We start from the raw sequence: 19,792 nt of genomic DNA, 5'->3' as shown, positions 1-19,792 counted from the left end.
CCTTTATTTTGAAATAGGATAAATAGCTGGGTCACTACAATCAAAACGAGTTTGCTCAGAAGGTGTTTTTAAAGTAATGGATGGTGTTTCCTTATCGCCTACATCATCATGAATATAATTAGAGTCGGAAGGATCAAAATAGAATTTACGCCACCAAGGGGAATCAAGTTCATCATTTTGTTGTCTATAAGAAGACTTACCTAAATAGAAGCCATCTGATGTGACAATAATATCAAAATTAGCAGAGTAATATTCAGGATCATAAGTCGTAATACCAAAGCCGGCATTTGTAGGAGCAAATTTTTTTCCTCCATTTAATGTGACTAAAATAACATTGATGCATCCATATTTTGTTCCAACGCATTGACTATATCGGCTACTCAGTACGGAAGGAAAAGCGAAAGCATCATCTTTATCAGTTGACCAAATTAATCGGCCTTTATAGCGGCAAGCTGACGAATCCAGAATTTTTTGATGAATACCTTTTTGTGTATTGTTGTAGTAAGTCATTCCTCCTCGTTTCTGGTTATATTGTTCTAGTGTAAAAAAACGATGTTCATCAATACGATAAATAATACTGGGTGGTGCCAGATTTTTAGCTTCTTCAAGAATTGAATGTAGATGAACTAAATCATCTTCTAGCATTTTTATAGTGGCTTTTTCTTTTAATGATAAACAGCCAGAAAGTAAGGTGGTGCTAATAATAAAAATAAAAGGTAATTTAAATAAATTAATTAACATGGTTTATCCTTATTAATTATTAGCTTATTTCAGGTTTTTAATTTAAGTGGAAATTATTTTTTATTTAAAGGGTTTTTTATAATATCGGGCATCTCGAAAGGAGTTAATTCTCCACTTACCATATAATCATCTAAACCACTCTGCCAATCAGCAAACTTTCTTAATTTATTCATTTTTTCTGGAGATTTACCTGTTTCGCAATAACCAATCGGTAAATCATAAGCGACAACACGCGTTAAAAACTTTTCATCTTTAGGTAATGAACTATGGTCAGTGCCTCGTTGTATATAAGTACGAAACCGGTCACGACTCTCTTTCAGTGTTTCGAACCGATGAGTATTATTTTTTTCACCTGCATGAAGATTAGGATCATCGCCACGTGCTTTTTTCTCTTCATCAGTTAAAGATACTTGGATCCGATCATAATCATAAAAATCAATTAAATAATAATAGTCAGCATCAATAGGTTGATTTTTTTTCGGATGAACTTGACCAAACCCATAGCCATATAATCCTTTGTTTTCGCTTGCGGCTTCAAAATCAGTAATACCATTTGTATAAGTTTCATCAAATTCTAGCATTTCATTGCTTTGGATGGGGTTAGGTACTTCGGGGCCATTAATATAAATTTTGGTATTCTTATCGGGTTTGGGCCATGTCAAATAATGCTTGGGCTTAGTATTATTTTCCCAAAAAGAGGTTCCATCACAATATCGGCTTTTGTGATCACAAAAAATAGTACTTTTATTGGCATCTGTCGGTGAATCTGGAGGGCCTCCGCAAGGCATGTTTCTACCTAATATACGGACATATAACGTACACTCTTCTTGGCTCGTAAAAAATGGTGAGAAAGAATATTGTTTTGTTTCGCAATTAAATATATTAGGAATACCATTCCAGCCAATACTACGAAGGGGACCCGCTCCCATCACACGATCATGAGGATTACAATAAATATAGGTTCTTCCATGGTTATCTCTTTCTTGAATAAAATTATTTTCAGTTAATTTAACTGAGCTGTCTTGTGAGGTCGCATTGTTATCATTTACTTTTCGAATTTTATCTTTAGGTGACCAACTTTTTCCCTCCTCATTTAGCCCCACAACAAGGCCTTTATACCCACAGGGATGATTTTTAAGCTTATCTTTATTTTCAGCCACCTTATTAATAATGGCCTGAAGGGTAGCTTCTCGTTGTTCAGCATTAATTTGTTCACTAAGAGGATAAGAGACAGCATTTAATTTGTAATCATGTAAAGCATAAGGAGAATTTAACACAAAAAGTGCATCTGGTGCTTCAATGGCAGAAGCGGCTAAGGCAATCATGGTGCCTTGGCTATGGGAAATCACACTGATAGTATCATGAGAATTATACTCTCGGATTATTGCGATCAATTTCGACAGTCTTTCCACGGCATGAGCATAGTAATTGCGTGGAGGACTGTCTGTTAATAATCTATCTGATTCAGGATTAAACCATTGCAAATCAATAAAAGCAGCTACACTTCCAGAGAAACCGCATTCGCTCCATAAACTGAATAATTGATTAGTCCCATTTTGAAAAGGACCACCATTCCAATAGAAAGGACCATATCTTTGAGATAATTTTTGAGAAATAAATAAACTTTTTTCTTTAGCGCTAGTTAGTGGAAAGTATGGGTCATAATGATCTGTTTTGGGTACAGATAAGGTGGAGTATTCTTGATAACTTGCTTTAATAAAATCCTCTTCTTCTGAATTTTTATTATCATCTGGTTTTGTTATAATATTTTTTTTTAATCGAAGGTGACTATCTCCTTTTTTATTTTTTAATGGAATATTATATTTCCCTATTTCATTATCATTAGCGCGGTATCCCCAATAAAAACGAATAATAGGGGAGTTATTTGATTTTTTTATTTCGTGTGAGTTATATTCATTATAATATCGACTATCTTCAATATTGTTTTTATTAGCTTTAAATTCATTTTTATAATATTCATTAGGTATTAATTTAAATTCTTCAGGGAGATTTAATCGTTTATTGAGTCCTTCACATAAATATTCTTCGGCATCCTCATACCATTCCCCTTCAGAGTTAACTCCATGAACAAAAATAATAATACCGGGTAAATGGGGTTTAACATGAATTTCTCCACCGATATCAGAAGCATGAGTGCTTGATTTCCATTCTTGGGTACCATCAAGGCATTCTTTGGGTTTTAACCACCGGGTTGTTTTTGTATTATCTTGGCTCATCACGTTTATCTTTTAAATAGAATAGAGAAGGGTGAGTATTAAAATAAATTTATTTTACTAACTGATAATCTACGCCATAGTCACCTAACTTTGACATTGGGGAAATAGAGGGATCACTGCAATCAAATTGAGTTTGTCCTGATGGAGTTTTTATTTCATAGGAAGGGGCTTCTAACGCATAAGGCTTTGATATTCTATTTTTTATATCCTCATTTGTATCATAAGAGTATTTTTCCCAATATAAGTCACTTAATGGTTCTTTTTGAGGAGGGGGAGCATAGCCTTTTCCGATATAAAAGTGATTATCTGTTACCACAAGGGTAAAATATTCAGTCTCTTTCACTGGGTTGAGTGTTTTATTGCCCAGAGGCATAACTACAGGCATGAATTTCCCTTTAACGTACTGTAGAATCGAGCTTTGGCAGGCATCTCGACGTCCTGCACAACCTTCCCAATTACTATCCACAGCAGGAAAAGCAATATACTCATCAGATTGTGCAGCCCAAATTAGTCGTCCACGAAAGTTACATGCCGAACCGTTATACACTTTAAAGTGAGCTTGAGTTTGTGTGTTGTTATAAAACGTATAGCCTTCGCGTTTTTCATTAAATTCTTCGAGGGTAAAAAATCGATGGTCGTCAATGCGGTAAATAACCACTGGAGGCTTAAATGTTTTTCGTAACTCTTCTAATTGACGTTGCTGTTCAATCTTATCTTTTTCCGCTTTAATTGCGGCTTTTTCTTTTAATGATAAACAGCCAGAAAGTAAGGTGGTGCTAATAATAACAATAAAAGGTAATTTTAATAATTTAACGAACATGGCTTATCCTTATTAATCATTATGCTGTTTTTATTTTACCGTTGTTTTTGTGTGGCTTAATTAATGCACATTTGTTTTTTTAATAAATGGAGGGTATTTTTCTGGCTCATTTTTTTACCTTTTATTTTTTAATGAATAATAACAATATAAAAAAGAAACTCTATTTTTTAATTCTATAATCTTGCCCATAGTCACCTAACTTTGACATTGGGGAAATAGAAGGGTCACTGCAATCAAATTGAGTTTGCCCTGAAGGAGTTTTCATTTCTGGATTGGGCGCTTCTAATGTATGAGGTTTCGATGTATTATTTTCCACTTCTTCGAGTGTTGGGTAAGGGTACTTATCCCAAGATAAGTTACTTAATGATTCTTTCTGAGGAGAAGAACTGTAGCTTTTTCCAATATAAAAATGGGTATCTGTCACCACAAGGGTAAATTTTCTCATTTCATTAACGGGATTAAGTGTTTTATTACCCACCGGAGTAATTAGTGGAACCAGCTCACCTCTATAATAGCGTAAAATCGAGCTTTGGCAGGCATCTCGACGTCCTGCGCAGCCATACCAATTGCTGGCAGTCGCTGGAAAAGCAATATAGTCATCCTGTGTAGCCGCCCAAATTAAACGTCCATGAAAATTACATGCTGAACTGTTATACACTTTAAAATGAGCTTGAGTTTGTGTGTTGTTATAAAACGTATAGCCTTCGCGTTTTTCATTAAATTCTTCGAGGGTAAAAAAGCGATGGTCATCAATACGGTAAATAATCACCGGAGGCTTAAATGTTTTTCGTAACTCTTCTAATTGACGTTGCTGTTCAATCTTATCTTTTTCCGCTTTAATTGCGGCTTTTTCTTTTAATGATAAACAGCCAGAAAGTAAGGTGGTGCTAATAATAACAATAAAAGGTAATTTTAATAATTTAACGAACATGGCTTATCCTTATTAATCATTATATTGTTTTTATTTTACTGTTATTTTTGTGTGGGTTAGTTAAGGTACTTTTTGTTTTTTAACAAATGGAGGGTGTTTTTGGGCACATTTTTACCTTTTGTTTTTTCAATGAATAATAAGAATATAAAAAAGAAACTCTATTTTTTAATTCTATAATCTCGCCCATAGTCACCTAACTTTGACATCGGGGAAATAGAGGGATCACTGCAATCAAATTGAGTTTGTCCTGAAGGAGTTTTCATTTCTGGATTGGGAGCTTCTAATGTATGGGGTTTCGATGCATTATTTTCTACTTCTTCGAGTGTTGGGTAAGGGTACTTATCCCAGGATAAGTTACTTAATGATTCTTTCTGAGGAGAAGAACTGTAGCTTTTTCCAATATAAAAATGGGTATCTGTCACCACAAGGGTAAATTTTCTCATTTCATTAACGGGATTAAGTGTTTTATTACCCACCGGAGTAATTAGTGGAATCAGCTCACCTCTATAATAGCGTAAAATCGAGCTTTGGCAGGCATCTCGACGTCCTGCACAACCTTCCCAATTACTATCCACAGCAGGAAAAGCAATATACTCATCAGATTGTGCAGCCCAAATTAGTCGTCCACGAAAGTTACATGCCGAACCGTTATACACTTTAAAGTGAGCTTGAGTTTGTGTGTTGTTATAAAACGTATAGCCTTCGCGTTTTTCATTAAATTCTTCGAGGGTAAAAAATCGATGGTCGTCAATGCGGTAAATAACCACTGGAGGCTTAAATGTTTTTCGTAACTCTTCTAATTGACGTTGCTGTTCAATCTTATCTTTTTCCGCTTTAATTGCGGCTTTTTCTTTTAATGATAAACAGCCAGAAAGTGTCGATGTAGACAAGAGTAAAATAAAAAAATAGGATAACTTGTATCGCATTATTCATTTTCTCCATAAGGTAATAATTTAATTAGAATATCGTTTATTGCATTAGAATTTATACGAGTTGTTTTACCTTCGGAGTCAGAAATGCCTTTTATAATTTCGCCACTAGGTAATGTAATTTGATAACGCTGATTAGCAATCGGTTCTCCCGAAAGTGGGTTTTTAATAACGAACCATTCACTAAATTCTTCTGGTGAAAAAGATTTCATGGCACTTTCTACACTTTGTGGACCTAATTTTTGAATGCCATTATTTTTAATTAATAACTTTCCAGGTCCTCCAATTTCCACATTACCATCTTTAATTCGTATATATCCACCACCACAAGATAAGAGTAGTTCCTCTTGAGCTGATAACACCATTTTTTTACCACTACTTATTATTGAATCTTGTGTAGACCATGTTGATAGCCGACCATCTTGTGCTTGAATTTCAATGTCACCAGTTTTGGTGAAAATTTTTGCTCCCATTCTGGAAAAAAAACTCATCATTTCACCAGCAGCTAACGTGAATTTTTTAAATGCACCAATATCAACTTGTTGGCTTGCTGTTAGAGTGAGATTTTCTTCAGCCGACAGTTGTAAATTATCGCCACTGGTTAGTGCTATTCCGTCAGGGGCAGTGGCTAAGAGCACTGATTTTTTTAATTGGATTAATTTTTTTTCTAGGCTTTCTTGCTGTTGCTGGATATTAGAAGCGAGAGCACTAGCATGTTCTGCACTTTTGGTTAGAGTTTGCATTTCTATTAATGCAGCAGTGAGTTGTGACTGCGCCTCCTCCATTGCCAGCACTTCACCACCTGCTTTGGCTTGATTATCTGCACTAATAAACAATCCTTTACCTGCTCTTATTGCTCCCCAACTATCAGTGCGTAACTCAAAACCTTCACCACGTTTATCACGATTGGCATCGACAATATGACCTAAATTTAATTGAGATTTACCCCCATATTCGGTACTGAGTTTAATATGCTCTTCACCGCGTTTATCTTCCATTCGCAGCTTATTATTTGCAGGAGTACGAATAACATTACGTGTATTGTTTCTATCCGTTACATGATCGGGATGGCGAGAATCATGCAATGCATGGGCGATATAAGGTCGGTCTGGGTCGCCCTCATGAAAGGCGATAGCGACTTCAGTACCTTGAATTAACGGAAAATGCATCCCATAGGTATCGCCCGCATAAGGTTTTGCCAAGCGTACTGGCATACTTTCATAGCCCATGGGTTTTTCATCACGGTCGGCATCAAATTTTACCCAATAAAAACCGTGTTCATTTTGGTGAGCGTAAATATCGTTATCTTTTGCACTAGTAATACGCGCAGTCAGTGTGCCTGTAATAATTGGACGAGGTTTAACAACTGGACGCCAGCATAGTGTTTCACTGTAAGGAATGGCATTAAATCGTACTTGTAGTGCTTTTTCCCGACCACCACTAAAGCGTAGGCGAGTGATTAAAATAGGTGATTGAAACACAGACGGTAATGATGAAGGTATTGCGTTATCAGTGATAGAAAGCACTTGGAGCGGTGATAAAAAGTCGGCATTACTTTCGCCTTTTAAGCGCATTTGTCGAGTCAGAAAACGTTCATGATCGAGTCTTGCCCAAAAGTTAGCAGTTTCTGCTTCAGGTGTGAGTTTATCGCCACGAGTAAGATGTCTTGCTTGGTAATGATAAACTTCACCATAGTGGATTTCATCACCTTCACCACGTGTCATATCAGCAACCGCAGATAATAATGTGTCTTGCGCTTGTCGATGGTTATAGTCTTTTGTTAATACATTTTGCTCGACAACTTGATGGTGTAATGATAATCCCCACACACTTTCTTGGTGGTTATCGTTCATACCGGAAGGGCTATTGAGAGGTAATGTTTTATCAAAGATATAAGCACTTTGGCGATCGGCAAAATGGATAACTTCAGTTTGTGTTTGGTCTTGCAAATAGAATGAGTAAAAAATACCGACTTCACTTAATAGTCGTTCTATAAATTGACGATCACTTTCATTGTATTGATTAATTTGCTCGCGTTTGGGATATTCATTTTTAAGTGTAAATTCAAACTCCCAATCTTTAAAATTATGTTCACGTAAAATTTGGCTTACAACATCGGGCACAGATTGATTGAGAAAAAATCGATGAGAGCGGATTTGATGACGTAATAATGCAAAGACAGGCTCAATAACGAGTTGATAACGCGCTTCATCCACAGATCCTGATAAACGCCGAAATTGTGTGATAACACCATGAACTTGTTTGGTGATAGGCTCTTGCGTTGCCAAAGCGGTAATACTGTTAATTGGCGGTGTAAAAGATAGGGTTGCACTACGACGCAAGAGTTGTTGTGGCTGTAAATCTTGAGCTTGGCAAGTAAAGGTAATTTGATAATGGTAGGTATCACTTATTGCTTCGCGTCCGGTGAAGTGTTCTACATCAAATAAAACATCACATCCTTGTACATTAAGATGATAGCGATTTTGTCCATTAAGTAGAGTCTGAGTTGTTTTTTTTAAGTTCATAGCTGAATTATATAAACACATCCCGTTTGTTTATTATTAACAAACTTTCGGTGTTTATCCTTGTGAAGGAGTTTTAATTGATATAATAACGTTTAATAATTGTAGATATTATTTTTCAATAATTACTTGTAAATCTTGCATAGTATTATTTAATTCTTCTTTTTTTTGTTGCTTAATAAGTTCTGATATTTGATTAACTAAATAATATGTTGGAGGAGGGAGTTTAGTTATATCTATAGGAGTTTCTTTTCCTGTCGATAAGTCTACAAATATAATTCCATATAAAGGTTTATATGCTATACCTAGTAGTATTATTGTATCTAAATAACTAGATGTTCCTTCAGGTTGCATAATTAATTGCATTGATTTATTTGATTTGTAACCAAAGTAGATCATTCTTGATAAAAAATAACTACTAAAAGGCTCACGAATACCACTTTCAGAGTGCATAAACCATGCACGGGAATCATGTATTTGATCATCAAGCAAACTAATAACGTTTTTAAGGTCTACATCTTGAGTTATTTTTCTCATTGATAAAGACATTATTTTTTTAAATATGATACTACTAATCGCTTTTAAGCTTAAGTATTCTTGCCTTTCATCTTGAGTTGTAGCTATGTAAACAAGCTTATTAGTAGATTGAAATGCTTTTAGTAAATCTGATTTTAATATAACGTCAGATGGAAATGTTATTTCAGGGGCATTTTGACATTTTTCTAGATTTGTTTGGTATATTGATGAGCTTTCACCATGTACTTTTTTAAACCATTGTGCTTCTTGTTGACATTCTACTTTTGATTTTTGGTTTATTTTTATTAGAGGTGTAGGTCTGGATACTCCTTTTAAATCTTCTAATTCAAATTTAAATTCTAAAGATGCCTCCCATAACTGACCTCTAGCATTTGTTGCATCAAAAAGTGGTGGCCCTATATTTTTATCACTTGGTTTCCAATTAGAAAGGTCGGTTATTGTCTTTTTTTCTTTATCTCTGAGTGATGTTTTCTCAGCTATATCTTTTGCTTTTTTCTCATATTCTAGAGCTAACACAGCTGTAGCTTGTCTTGAAAATTTAGCATTATAAGGTTCGACTGAAATGTCAGGGTGTTGCGGTGCATTTGTAAAAAATGGTTGATACGTTAAATTAATTTCTTCACTTTGTTTTGTACCATAGCGGCCAATTCTCCAGGCTGTGATTAAAATAAGCTGAATTTCCATAGCATATTCTAAAGTACTCATGACAAAACGTGGAGGTATAAAACATAAGGTTTCATTACTAGTAGCAGTAATATGATTAGATAAAGCAAACTGTTCAGGTAAAGTATAGTTTCGCCAAGAATTGAATTTATTAACTAAATCTTCTGATATTGCAAATTCTTTTAGAGTTGATTGAGATATTATCCGAAAAGAATATTCATTTTTAATTTCTGGTAATTGTATAAGAATATCTTCTCTAATCGCTAATGGTGCTCCTGCATCGATTGCCGCTGCATACATATCATGTAATGTGATTTGTGATAATAATTCTTTATGGTGATTCCTTGCTTTACCTTGGTCGCCTGGTGGATAACCTCCACCAATATCAGAGTGTACTCCTGGGTAAATGACTTCAACAGAATTCAAGGGATAATGGCCTTCAGGTGCCCGAATTGAGTCAACAGTAAAACATTGTCTCTGTTCATGGGCGGCAACAAGATGACAAACATTTTTGACAAGTGACGACTTTGGCAACTGCTGTGTACCACTTGCCCAACCATTATGTCCTGTAGCACCAGGTACTACATTAGCTAACCCCACTGCGGCAACAGTGTCAAATAAACCTAGAAATTCAACGGAAACAGGTAAACTATAAATGGTTCCCAAAGGACACGGTTTTTTCCATGCGTGAGGTAACTCTTCAAAATGATAATTTAAAAATTGATTAAGCCAGTAAACAAAAGTACGTGCTTCTGCTGCACCTCGAGAAAATCCATAAGCGTAAATTTTTAAAGCGACAATATGCGGTTTTACTTTAGATATTTTCCATTTTAAAGGTTTAAGAAAATCGTTTAATGGTTTGACGGGATTATAGGTTTTATTAAATTTACTGTATGCGGAACCAACGATTAATCCTAGGCTACCCATAGCGGCGGCTCCAGTGGCACCATAAAAAGTATCAGTAGAGTCTAGATCGGTATTTATCATTGATTCAAAATTTAAATCTGTACTCATTTCTTTAAGTAAGGCTCGTTTATCTGCTAAAGAGAGACCATCACCGGTTACTGCATGGTAAATAGCATCACAAACTTGAATTAATCCCCAACTTATTCGAGCTTCGCCACCGGTTGCAAAAATTAATCCATCAGAATAGTACTCATCAGTGCCGATATCTGGAAAAGGGGTACCAACACCAGGAATATAATAACTATAGAAACCCTTATTCTTAACTTCATTCTTTTCAGGAGAAGAGGCATGATAAAGCTTAGCAACATTAGAGGGATGAGGTGGAGTTGACGCCTCAGTATCATTATAATTATTATTATTTGTACCATCAAAAAATAAACTCACGTGTAATGTTTTACAACATAACGCTTTTTTTTGTTTTTTAGCGTTTTGATAATATTCTATTTCTTTATTTGTTAGTTTTTCATGATTATCACGAATTTGTTTCTGAGTAAGTTCTAAGCGCCCATCTTTAGGAAATAAGGGAGGAGCCCAACAAGGATCACCTTGTGATCTTATGGTTGAAATAGCTTTAGTGGCTTCTGCTTCTATAGTTTCAATAAAAATGGAGTTTACTTGCTTGGACATGTTTCTGGTTCCTCCATATCATCGGGTTCATTGACTGGATAGTCAGGGTGTCCCCATGATTTGCAAGACAAGGTGATCTTGACTTCTTGGCAGGGAAGAAAATGCACTTTGACATCACAGGGGTCGTCATATTCGGGAATTTCTACCATTTTGCTATAACGACGGTAATTGGCCTCATGTAACCTCATATATTCATCGTAGTAAGGATCGCTAAACTTGGGAATATCACCAGGGTAAGCATTGGGATCGACCTCCCATTCCACTTTGACCCATTGATTCGGCGTCCATTTGGCAGGCACGACAATACAACAGGTTCCCCCCCCCCCTTTGCCATAATAGCCATTGACCATAAACCAATTTACAGAGGTACCTTTGACATGGTTAAACCCGTGTAAATTCCCAGCAAGGTAGTCATCTTGTGGTTTTTTCTTGGGGAAAAACAGTGAGCTCACGGCAACAATGACAAGAATAACACCAATGACAATAACTTTTTTACGGGTTATTTTTTCGAGCATATTGCAGGCTCCTCCATCTTTGTTGGAACCGAAATAGGGTAATTAGGGTGTCCTGGGGAATAACAAGATAATGTGATCCGAACCTCTTGGCAGGGAAGAAAATGCACTTTAACATCGCAAGGATCGTCATACTCAGGAATTTCTACCATTTTGCTATAGCGACGATAATTTGCTTCATGTAGCTTCATATATTCATCGTAAGTAGGATCATTAAATTCAGGAATATCACCAGGGTAAGCATTGGGATCGACCTCCCATTCCACTTTGACCCATTGATTCGGCGTCCATTTGGCGGGCACGACAATACAACAGGTTCCGCCACCCCCTTTGCCATAATATCCATTGACCATGAACCAATTTACAGAAGTACCTTTGACATGATTAAACCCGTGTAAATTCCCAGCAAGGTAGTCATCTTGTGGTTTTTTCTTGGGAAACAACAGTGAGCTCACAGCAACAATGGTAAGAATAACACCAACGACAATAACTTTTTTACGGGTTATTTTTTCGAGCATATTGCAGGCTCCTCCATCTTTGTTGGAACCGAAATAGGGTAATTAGGGTGTCCTGGGGAATAACAAGATAATGTGATCCGAACCTCTTGGCAGGGAAGAAAATGCACTTTCACATCACAGGGGTCGTCATATTCGGGAATTTCTACCATTTTGCTATAATGACGGTAATTGGCTTTATGTAACCTCATATATTCTTTGTAGTAAGGATCATTAAATTTAGGAATATCACCAGGGTAAGCATCGGGATCGACCTCCCATTCCACTTTGACCCATTGATTCGGCGTCCATTTGGCGGGCACGACAATACAACAGGTTCCGCCACCCCCTTTGCCATAATAGCCATTGACCATAAACCAATTTACAGAAGTACCTTTGACATGATTAAACCCGTGTAAATTCCCAGCAAGGTAGTCATCTTGTGGTTTTTTCTTGGGGAAAAACAGTGAGCTCACCACAATAACGATGAATGTGAAAATAATTATAGTGAGCGTTTTACGAGTCATTTTGGCGATAGATCTTAGTTATTGTTAGTTTGGCAACTCATCACTAAAACTCAATGTAATACCTTCTTCTTCATTAAAACCTAAAATGACATATTGTGATTTTTCAGCATTGGCTTGGCGTAAAAGGAGTTGCTGGCTAAGAATAGGGAGAATTTGTTGATTAAGCAGGCTATCGATATTTCTCGCACCTGTATCTGGTAATAAACAGGCATCTACAATGGTGTCGTAGAGAGTTTCTTCGACAATACCTGTTAATCGATAGTGAGTGTAAAGTCGCTTGATCACATTTTTTAATTTCATCTCAACAATAATGCGTAGTGCCGTTGCATCAAGAGGACGGTAAATTAATGTTTGGAAACGAGCCAGTAGTGCGGGTTGAAAATGGTCACGTAAAATAGGGCGCAGTGTCTCTTGTAAATCGCTATCTGTACTTAATGGTGACTCTTCCAGTTGTTGCATTAAATAATCACTGCCTAAATTTGCAGTCATTAAAATAACGGTATTACGAAAATCAATTTCACGACCTTCACCATCACGCATAAAGCCTCTATCAAATACTTGATAGAAAAGATTTAGAACATCGCGATGTGCTTTTTCAACTTCATCTAATAACACAATGCTATAAGGGCGTTTTCTTACTGCTTCGGTTAATACACCACCTTGACCGTATCCAACATAACCTGGAGGTGAGCCTTTTAATTGGCTGACTGTATGTGCTTCTTGATATTCAGACATATTGATAGTGATTAGGGATTTTTGACCGCCAAACAGACATTCTGCCAGCGCAATGGCTGATTCTGTTTTACCTACACCACTTGGACCCACTAATAAAAATACGCCTTGAGGACCGTTTTCAGACACTAATCCTGTTCTAGATGCACGCAGACGTTGTGCTAATGCGAGTAAAGCACTGTCTTGTCCAACAACGTATTTTGATAAGTTACTCTCTAGCTCTAACAAGCCGATTTGTTCATCTTTAAGAAGGCTTGAAAGTGGAACGCCTGTCCAATCAGCAATAACCGTTGCCACTGTGCGAACGTCTACATCAGGGTTTAAAAGTGGTGCTTCTTGTTGTAATTGTGAGAGTTGTTGCTGTAACAGTGCAGATGTTGCGGTATTTTCGGGATCTTGTCTGCTTTCAATTAGCTGACAGATAATCTCTTTTTCTTGCTCAAAACGCTGTTCTAAGGCTTCAAGTTGAAGTGCTAATTGGGCATCTTGAGAAGATAAATCAGATAACTTGGTTTGATTGGTTAAATTACCAATAGTGATGTCATCAAGTATCGCTTTTTGTTCTAGTTCAAGTGCATAACGTTTGGCTTTAATACGGGTGAGTTCTTCAGGTAAGGTGTCTAAACTCATTCGAATACGCGCACTGGCAGTATCAAGTAAATCAACAGCTTTATCAGGAAGTTGGCGACCCGTTAAATAACGACGAGATAAGGTGACGGCTGCTTTTACTGCATCATCAGTGATGTGTACGCCGTGATATTTGGCATAACGGGATTTTAATCCTCGTAACATTAAAAAGGCTTTTTCATCATCAGGCTCGTCAACTTTAACGATTTGAAAACGACGTTCTAATGCAGCATCACGTTCAAAATATTGTTTGTATTCTGACCAAGTGGTTGCCGCGATAGTCCGTAATTCACCGCGAGCCAATGCGGGTTTTAATAAGTTAGCGGCATCGGCACCACCGGCTTGATTACCTGCACCAATAATTGTATGCGCTTCATCGATAAAAAGTAGAATTGGTGAGGGTGATTGTTGAACGGCATCGATAACGTTTTTTAAACGCTGTTCAAACTCACCTTTTACTCCCGCCCCCGCTTGTAATAGACCTAAATCTAGAGTGCGTAATGAGGTAGTTTGTAAACTGATAGGAACATTTTTTTCAGCAATACGTAATGCTAATCCTTCAACAAGTGCGGTTTTACCTACACCGGGCTCTCCAACAAGAATAGGGTTGTTTTTACGGCGACGAGAGAGAATATCGACCATTTGACGAATTTCATCATCTCGACCAAATACAGGATCAATTTCACCCAGTCGCGCTTTTTCTGTCACATCAAGAGTGAATTTATTTAATACCGCCTGTAATGCATCACTAAGAGTATGACCAATTACGGCGTTATCTGTCGTTGAAGATGGAGTATTGGTTTCATTATTTTCAGCAAGGGGGGCTTCAGGTAAATGATTATGTGAAGCTAATTGTTGAATTTCTGGCCTTTCATCAGATTGAGCATCAAGTAGAGGTCTTAATCGTTGTAGTTGTGTCTCACCTAATGTCATTAAAGGCCAAAGTGCATCAAGTGGAACTAATGCTGGTTGTTTAGTCATCGTATGCAATAAGTGCACACTGCGGATTTGTTCGATATCTTCATCAAGAGAAGCAATGACCCATGCATTTTTAATTAATTCTAATAAGGTTTTGGATAATTGAGGTCGGCTACGTACAGAGCGGGGCAATTTATCAATCGCATCAAGTAAGCTTTGCCAAAGTGCAGATAAATCCCATTCGTAGCGACGTGCTAATACAGTGATATCACTTTCACCAAGTTCTAGAATTTTTAATAGCCAGTGTTCAATAGTTACTTCTGCGTGGGCACGGGTTTGGCATAATGAGGCAGCCGCTTCTAGCGCTTTTGCACAATAAGGATTTAACCGACGCAATAGCATGACAGATTGATTTTCCATGTTCTCTCCCAGTAATGAAGTCCCTATTGAGGGAATTTAGGTACGCTACCGCCCTTAGCCGTAGACCGAGGCTCATAAGGCATACTCGTCATATTTCAAGTTGTAGCGTTGTTGACTATGCTCACTCGCACTAGTCACATACTTCTGATACTCGTCATATTTCAAGTTGTAGCGTTGTTGACTGCACTCACTCGTGCTAGTCACATACTTTTGTATGCTCCTAGCAACTCATTCATTTGTCGCCTAGCTACACCTCGAACTATTTAGAGTATTTATTTGTTAAATTTTGAGTTATAACGCTTTACAATAATTGGTAGTTAAAACAGGCGGTTAACCGCCTGTTTGTTTCGATTTTACGCAGTAGCGCGTTCATTCCATGAATCTGAATGAATGATATTTCCGTCTTTGTAAGTCCAAGTGATTTTTTCGTAACGCAATTCAACTTCTTCGAGGTGATTGTGTTTTTCTTTAGTCGGATCTTTGATGTTGTGCATCTTAGGAGCCACTTTGACTACCTTGACGTTTTCAAGCGTAGTATTGAAATATTCAACTTCTTGACCTGCATCATCGATGCGATACCACTTAAACTCTGCTTTTTTCAACGTTTGCCCAGTTGTAACCGCCTTGTATAAATACGGGCTGGATGCATCAATTTCTTTTACGAAGATAAATGGAGTATGGATACGTGTACCGGTTAATTTGCCAGTATTGTTATCTGTTGGAATGTACAAGTTGTGATCTTGAGCGACGACTTCGATACTGCCTTCACGATCTTGAACATTAACAGAACCTTTGATGTCCGCATTACCGTCATCTTTCAACCAGAGGTATACAGGAATAGCCATAATTACATCTCCTTTCTAAGGTTTAGTTGCCACCATCCTTCAGTGGCGTAAGGTCATCAGCTAATACCTGACAAGCATCAGCTTGAGGTATCAGGCGAATTTCAACTCGACGATTACGAGCCCGACCATCGAGTGTTGAGTTGTCTGCAACAGGCTGATGCTGACCATATCCTTGCACTGCAAAGCAAGATGGTGCGATATCGCTGGTTTTGATCATCCAATCACGCACGGCTTCAGCTCGTTTAAGAGAAAGTTTTTGGTTTAAATCAGGATTACCGGTGTTGTCGGTGTACCCTGAAATGACAATTAACCAGCCTGGTTTGGCTTTTATATTGATAAGCGCATCAACAAGTACTTTGGTGGCCTCATTTTTTAATTCGTATTGACCCGATGCGAAGAGGGCAAGGCTATCTAACGTCACCATTTCAGGAACTTCTTGCACGATGATAGGAGCTGGTGGCAGTGGTGGAGCCCATGAACTAAGCAAGGCGTGCAAATAAGGTAAGATGTTATTGCCTTGATATAACGCTAAAGAGTAGCGAGCAGGAATACCTTCTCGTTGCCAATGAGAGAGAAACGTTGCATCTGAAAGTAACTGTTGATAAGCCACTTTTTTAGGTTCTAAATTTTCATCAGTAATGCTTTTAAAGTGGTTGATATCATGACTGTTATCGTAAATTAATTGCTTGTTATGATGGTAGCTACCAGAGAGAGCACCAATAAGAAATAACCCACAAATTACGCCAACAACACCAAAGGTCGTTTCTATTTTTAGTAAATTGACATCGTGAGAAAGTTTATTAATCACAATGTCTGGTAGTGGTAATTCGTCGCTGTTATTTGATGCTTTGGTAATAGTCGGAGATAACGTGGTTTTATGGTGAATAAATTGAGCCCAGCTGTTATCTGAAATGGTAGGTACGGTCGTAAATTGCATTGCCCAAGCAACAGGGATCAGGCTTGGAGCACCAGATTGAGCAACAGTAAGCAAAGGAATAAATTCACTTTTTAACCAAGCAAGTAATTGATCAAGCCAAAGTGCCATGGTGAGCTGGTTTTCGGTTTGTTCAGTATTTTGTGATAACCATGTTGAAACAGGTTGGGTCGCTAGATTGTCAGAGATAACCAGTAATTCTGGTTGGTCACTTAAATAGGTTATCCATGGTGTAGTGTCATCAAAATGTGAATTGAGGTAATTAACTGGGGAGTTAAGATAAAGCGTCACCCAAAAAGGTAATGTTTTACCTGCTTTTTTATTGCTTTCATGAATAGCGCGACGCCAATTAAGTGTTTCTTGAGTCACTTCTTCTTGTTGTAATTGTTGTTCAGGTAATAAGGCGTATAACAGTGACAATTGGCGTAATTGTAAGGGAGCAATATCAACAATATGTTGAGTGATGTTGATCAAATCGATAGGAGAAGAGGCACAAATATACCAACCTTTAGCTGTCTCTCGATAGGTTTGATTTTCATGAAAAAGAGCTTGTGATTGACCACAAACAATAATAACTGCACCTTGATAGTTATCAGGAGGAAGCTGGCTTGTAAGTGCATCTTTAAGGTAAGGAGCACTTTTTTGTTGGCGGAAAAACCAAACACATAAAGTCAGTGTGACGATACAAATAAAGGCCGTCAGAAAAAAGGAGATCTCTTTACCAAAAGACCAAAATCCCCAAAGCAACCACAATAATAAGCTTGCTGAAAACAATGTAATACACTGTTTTATCCTATTTTTTTGCATCACTTTCCTTGAGTTACCCATTGTTGAAGTAAATTTTCTAATGACACAGAAAAGCCCCACCACAGCATTGCAATCACCACAATTCCCCCAAACCAACCAAGCCAATAAATATGGCGACGATTCATTCGATGTTTGGGTTTCATCACTAAAGGTAAATCACTTGATAGTGCATAGGCGGGAAGTTGAGTATTAAGTAACTCAATAATTTGTTCTCGTTCGGGTGCATCGGTTTGGCGATATTTACCAACAAAACCCAGAGTGATCACACGGTGAAAACAGATAAGTACATCATTGTTGGGTGCGGGTTCATTTAATAGATCACGTAACCTATCCCACAGTTTGTCGCCAGCTTCTAACGTATTGAAATACTTAGCTTGTAATGGAGATTGTATCCACTGTAAATAACCATCATCGCGCTCAGTTCGGTTCATCACGCTTTCATCAATTAAAGCGCATTGTGCATAAAGCATGTTTTCAATGGCTGATTGGGAATAGCCTTTTTCTACGAGCTGTTGGCGTGTTTTATCAATATGTTCACAGACGCGCCGATAGAACGCTTTACCATCAGTAATTTCGGCACCTTGGCGTAGCTGACATACCATTAACCAAGTATCAGCAAAAAGCATATCAATCATGTTATTTTTAGCTGTTCTTGTATTCGTTATCATGAGCGAAGCACCGCAAAAAGTTCGAGTTGAATTTCACCTAATGTTCCCGGTACATAAAAGGCACAGTGACCTGATCCCAACATGGCTTGACCTGCTGGGTTATTAAGCTCAAGGGCAAAATAGTGATTTTCTAAACGCAGAGGGATAGCCGCAGGAACATGTGTTAACGGTTGTAATGGAATACCGTTAAGTGCCACGTTAACCACACTGGCAACATCGTCATTACTACCTGCTTTGCAAAGCAATGGAAATTGAGTGATCAATAAATGAGCTGGCAACGCAGAACGCACGGAAAGATAGAAATCGGCGTCTTCGCGTAGGCGAGGATCATGCAGTTCACCACGCCAGAAAGGTCCTTCTTTATCAAGCGCAATACTAATCACACGTGAAGGTAAACTCGCTTCTAATAGGGTATTAAGTAAGCTAAATAAAGGTGGGAAAACCTGTTCAGGGGATGAGTGTTGATAAAGAGGAATATCACCATTTTCATGATCGAGTGAAAATGTCAGTAGTGCACCCGCTAAACGTACTAATTCACGATAAAGAAGTTCAGGGTGGCGCCCCATTGATGATAGTAATTCGCTTAATACTGGTTCAGCGCTATTAATCGCATTTAGTAGCCAAAAAAGCGAGACATCAGCAACCGCAAAATCTGCCATTTGCTCATTATTTTCGCGACGCATAGTCATTAGGCGACGGCGCTTTGCGACTAAGCGGTGCATGAATTCTGAAAACAATATGGTTAATTCAGGGCTTGCACTACAACTTAATAATGGGGGAATAAAATGCTTATCTATTTCCCATGCACCTTGTGCATTACGAATTAATCGAGCAACAGGGCAAGTCATATATGCGCTATTTTCTTCATGGGCATAACGCAAAGTAATACTATGTCGTAATACAGCGATGTCAGTTTGTTCTTGCCCAATTAAATCTTGGACTTTCATCCACTCTTGATAGAACTGTTGTGGTCTATCAGAGCGTCCCTCTTGCATAAGATTACCACCATTGGCTTGCAATAAAGGTAAGGCAAGAACGATATCAAGTGTTTGATGTTGAGAGTAATGGCTGAGTTCATTGACTGGCGGTAAATTGTCAGCCAGCGTTGTATCAATTAGGGTGCCATCGGGAAAACGAACGATGAGTTTTTGTGCGCTAAGGCGAGAAATCGTTAAGGCACTTTCATCAAATTCAGCACAAATAACGCCCCATGCTGATGCAATCGTCATATTGGCGATGGTGCTAATGAGATAGCTATCCCATCTTGCTTGTTGTTGAAATTGCTGAGGAGCCAAAAAGGCCCCATCACTCCAGAGGGGGCGGTATATTTTCATC

Annotated in this window: 15 protein-coding genes; all 15 read right to left on the bottom strand. The window is 37.8% G+C overall.

Annotated elements, in window-relative coordinates; translation table 11 throughout:
- Window positions 1-3 precede the first annotated feature (3 nt).
- Window positions 4-741 (bottom strand): T6SS immunity protein Tli3 family protein, encoded by a 738-nt coding sequence (locus D7029_RS14205; RefSeq protein WP_194951006.1) that lies wholly within the window; start codon window positions 739-741, stop codon window positions 4-6.
- Between the two features lie 53 nt (window positions 742-794).
- Window positions 795-2,978, bottom strand: coding sequence for a hypothetical protein (locus D7029_RS14200; RefSeq protein ID WP_194951005.1), 2,184 nt, complete (start codon window positions 2,976-2,978; stop codon window positions 795-797).
- A gap of 49 nt (window positions 2,979-3,027) precedes the next feature.
- Window positions 3,028-3,798 (bottom strand): T6SS immunity protein Tli3 family protein, encoded by a 771-nt coding sequence (locus D7029_RS14195; RefSeq protein WP_194951004.1) that lies wholly within the window; start codon window positions 3,796-3,798, stop codon window positions 3,028-3,030.
- A gap of 160 nt (window positions 3,799-3,958) precedes the next feature.
- Window positions 3,959-4,729, bottom strand: a complete 771-nt coding sequence (locus D7029_RS14190; protein ID WP_194951003.1) for a T6SS immunity protein Tli3 family protein — start codon at window positions 4,727-4,729, stop codon at window positions 3,959-3,961.
- Window positions 4,730-4,887: 158 nt separating this feature from the next.
- Window positions 4,888-5,655: a T6SS immunity protein Tli3 family protein gene (locus D7029_RS14185; RefSeq protein WP_194951002.1), complete on the bottom strand. Its 768-nt coding sequence runs from the start codon at window positions 5,653-5,655 to the stop codon at window positions 4,888-4,890.
- Window positions 5,655-8,183 (bottom strand): type VI secretion system Vgr family protein, encoded by a 2,529-nt coding sequence (locus D7029_RS14180; protein WP_194951001.1) that lies wholly within the window; start codon window positions 8,181-8,183, stop codon window positions 5,655-5,657. Before D7029_RS14180 ends, D7029_RS14185 begins: the two co-directional genes overlap by 1 nt.
- 108 nt (window positions 8,184-8,291) lie before the next feature.
- The gene (locus tag D7029_RS14175) at window positions 8,292-10,973 is read right to left on the bottom strand and encodes a T6SS phospholipase effector Tle1-like catalytic domain-containing protein (RefSeq protein ID WP_194951000.1); all 2,682 of its coding nucleotides are present in this window, start codon (window positions 10,971-10,973) and stop codon (window positions 8,292-8,294) included.
- Complete coding sequence (locus D7029_RS14170) at window positions 10,958-11,488, bottom strand: DUF3304 domain-containing protein (RefSeq protein ID WP_194950999.1); 531 nt, start codon at window positions 11,486-11,488, stop codon at window positions 10,958-10,960. Before D7029_RS14170 ends, D7029_RS14175 begins: the two co-directional genes overlap by 16 nt.
- A complete protein-coding gene (locus tag D7029_RS14165; RefSeq protein ID WP_194950998.1) occupies window positions 11,473-12,003 on the bottom strand; it encodes a DUF3304 domain-containing protein in 531 nt (176 codons plus the stop codon). The genes D7029_RS14170 and D7029_RS14165 overlap by 16 nt, the downstream gene beginning before the upstream one ends.
- Window positions 11,988-12,506, bottom strand: a complete 519-nt coding sequence (locus tag D7029_RS14160) for a DUF3304 domain-containing protein (RefSeq protein ID WP_194950997.1) — start codon at window positions 12,504-12,506, stop codon at window positions 11,988-11,990. Before D7029_RS14160 ends, D7029_RS14165 begins: the two co-directional genes overlap by 16 nt.
- A gap of 24 nt (window positions 12,507-12,530) precedes the next feature.
- The gene (gene tssH / locus D7029_RS14155) at window positions 12,531-15,203 is read right to left on the bottom strand and encodes a type VI secretion system ATPase TssH (protein WP_194950996.1); all 2,673 of its coding nucleotides are present in this window, start codon (window positions 15,201-15,203) and stop codon (window positions 12,531-12,533) included.
- Window positions 15,204-15,556: 353 nt separating this feature from the next.
- On the bottom strand, window positions 15,557-16,048 hold the full coding sequence (locus D7029_RS14150; protein ID WP_023583757.1) for an Hcp family type VI secretion system effector: 492 nt from the start codon (window positions 16,046-16,048) through the stop codon (window positions 15,557-15,559).
- A 22-nt stretch (window positions 16,049-16,070) separates the two neighbouring features.
- Window positions 16,071-17,789, bottom strand: a complete 1,719-nt coding sequence (locus tag D7029_RS14145; RefSeq protein WP_228766692.1) for an OmpA family protein — start codon at window positions 17,787-17,789, stop codon at window positions 16,071-16,073.
- Complete coding sequence (gene tssL, locus D7029_RS14140; protein WP_194950994.1) at window positions 17,789-18,457, bottom strand: type VI secretion system protein TssL, short form; 669 nt, start codon at window positions 18,455-18,457, stop codon at window positions 17,789-17,791. Before tssL ends, D7029_RS14145 begins: the two co-directional genes overlap by 1 nt.
- Entirely contained in the window at window positions 18,454-19,791 is a 1,338-nt protein-coding gene (gene tssK, locus D7029_RS14135) for a type VI secretion system baseplate subunit TssK (RefSeq protein WP_194950993.1), read from the bottom strand. Before tssK ends, tssL begins: the two co-directional genes overlap by 4 nt.
- Window position 19,792: the final 1 nt, after the last annotated feature.

Source organism: Proteus vulgaris (genome assembly GCF_016647575.1).
Lineage (GTDB): Bacteria > Pseudomonadota > Gammaproteobacteria > Enterobacterales > Enterobacteriaceae > Proteus > Proteus mirabilis_B.
Note: the sequence above shows the minus strand (reverse complement) of the source record. Positions and strands in the feature narration are given on the sequence as shown.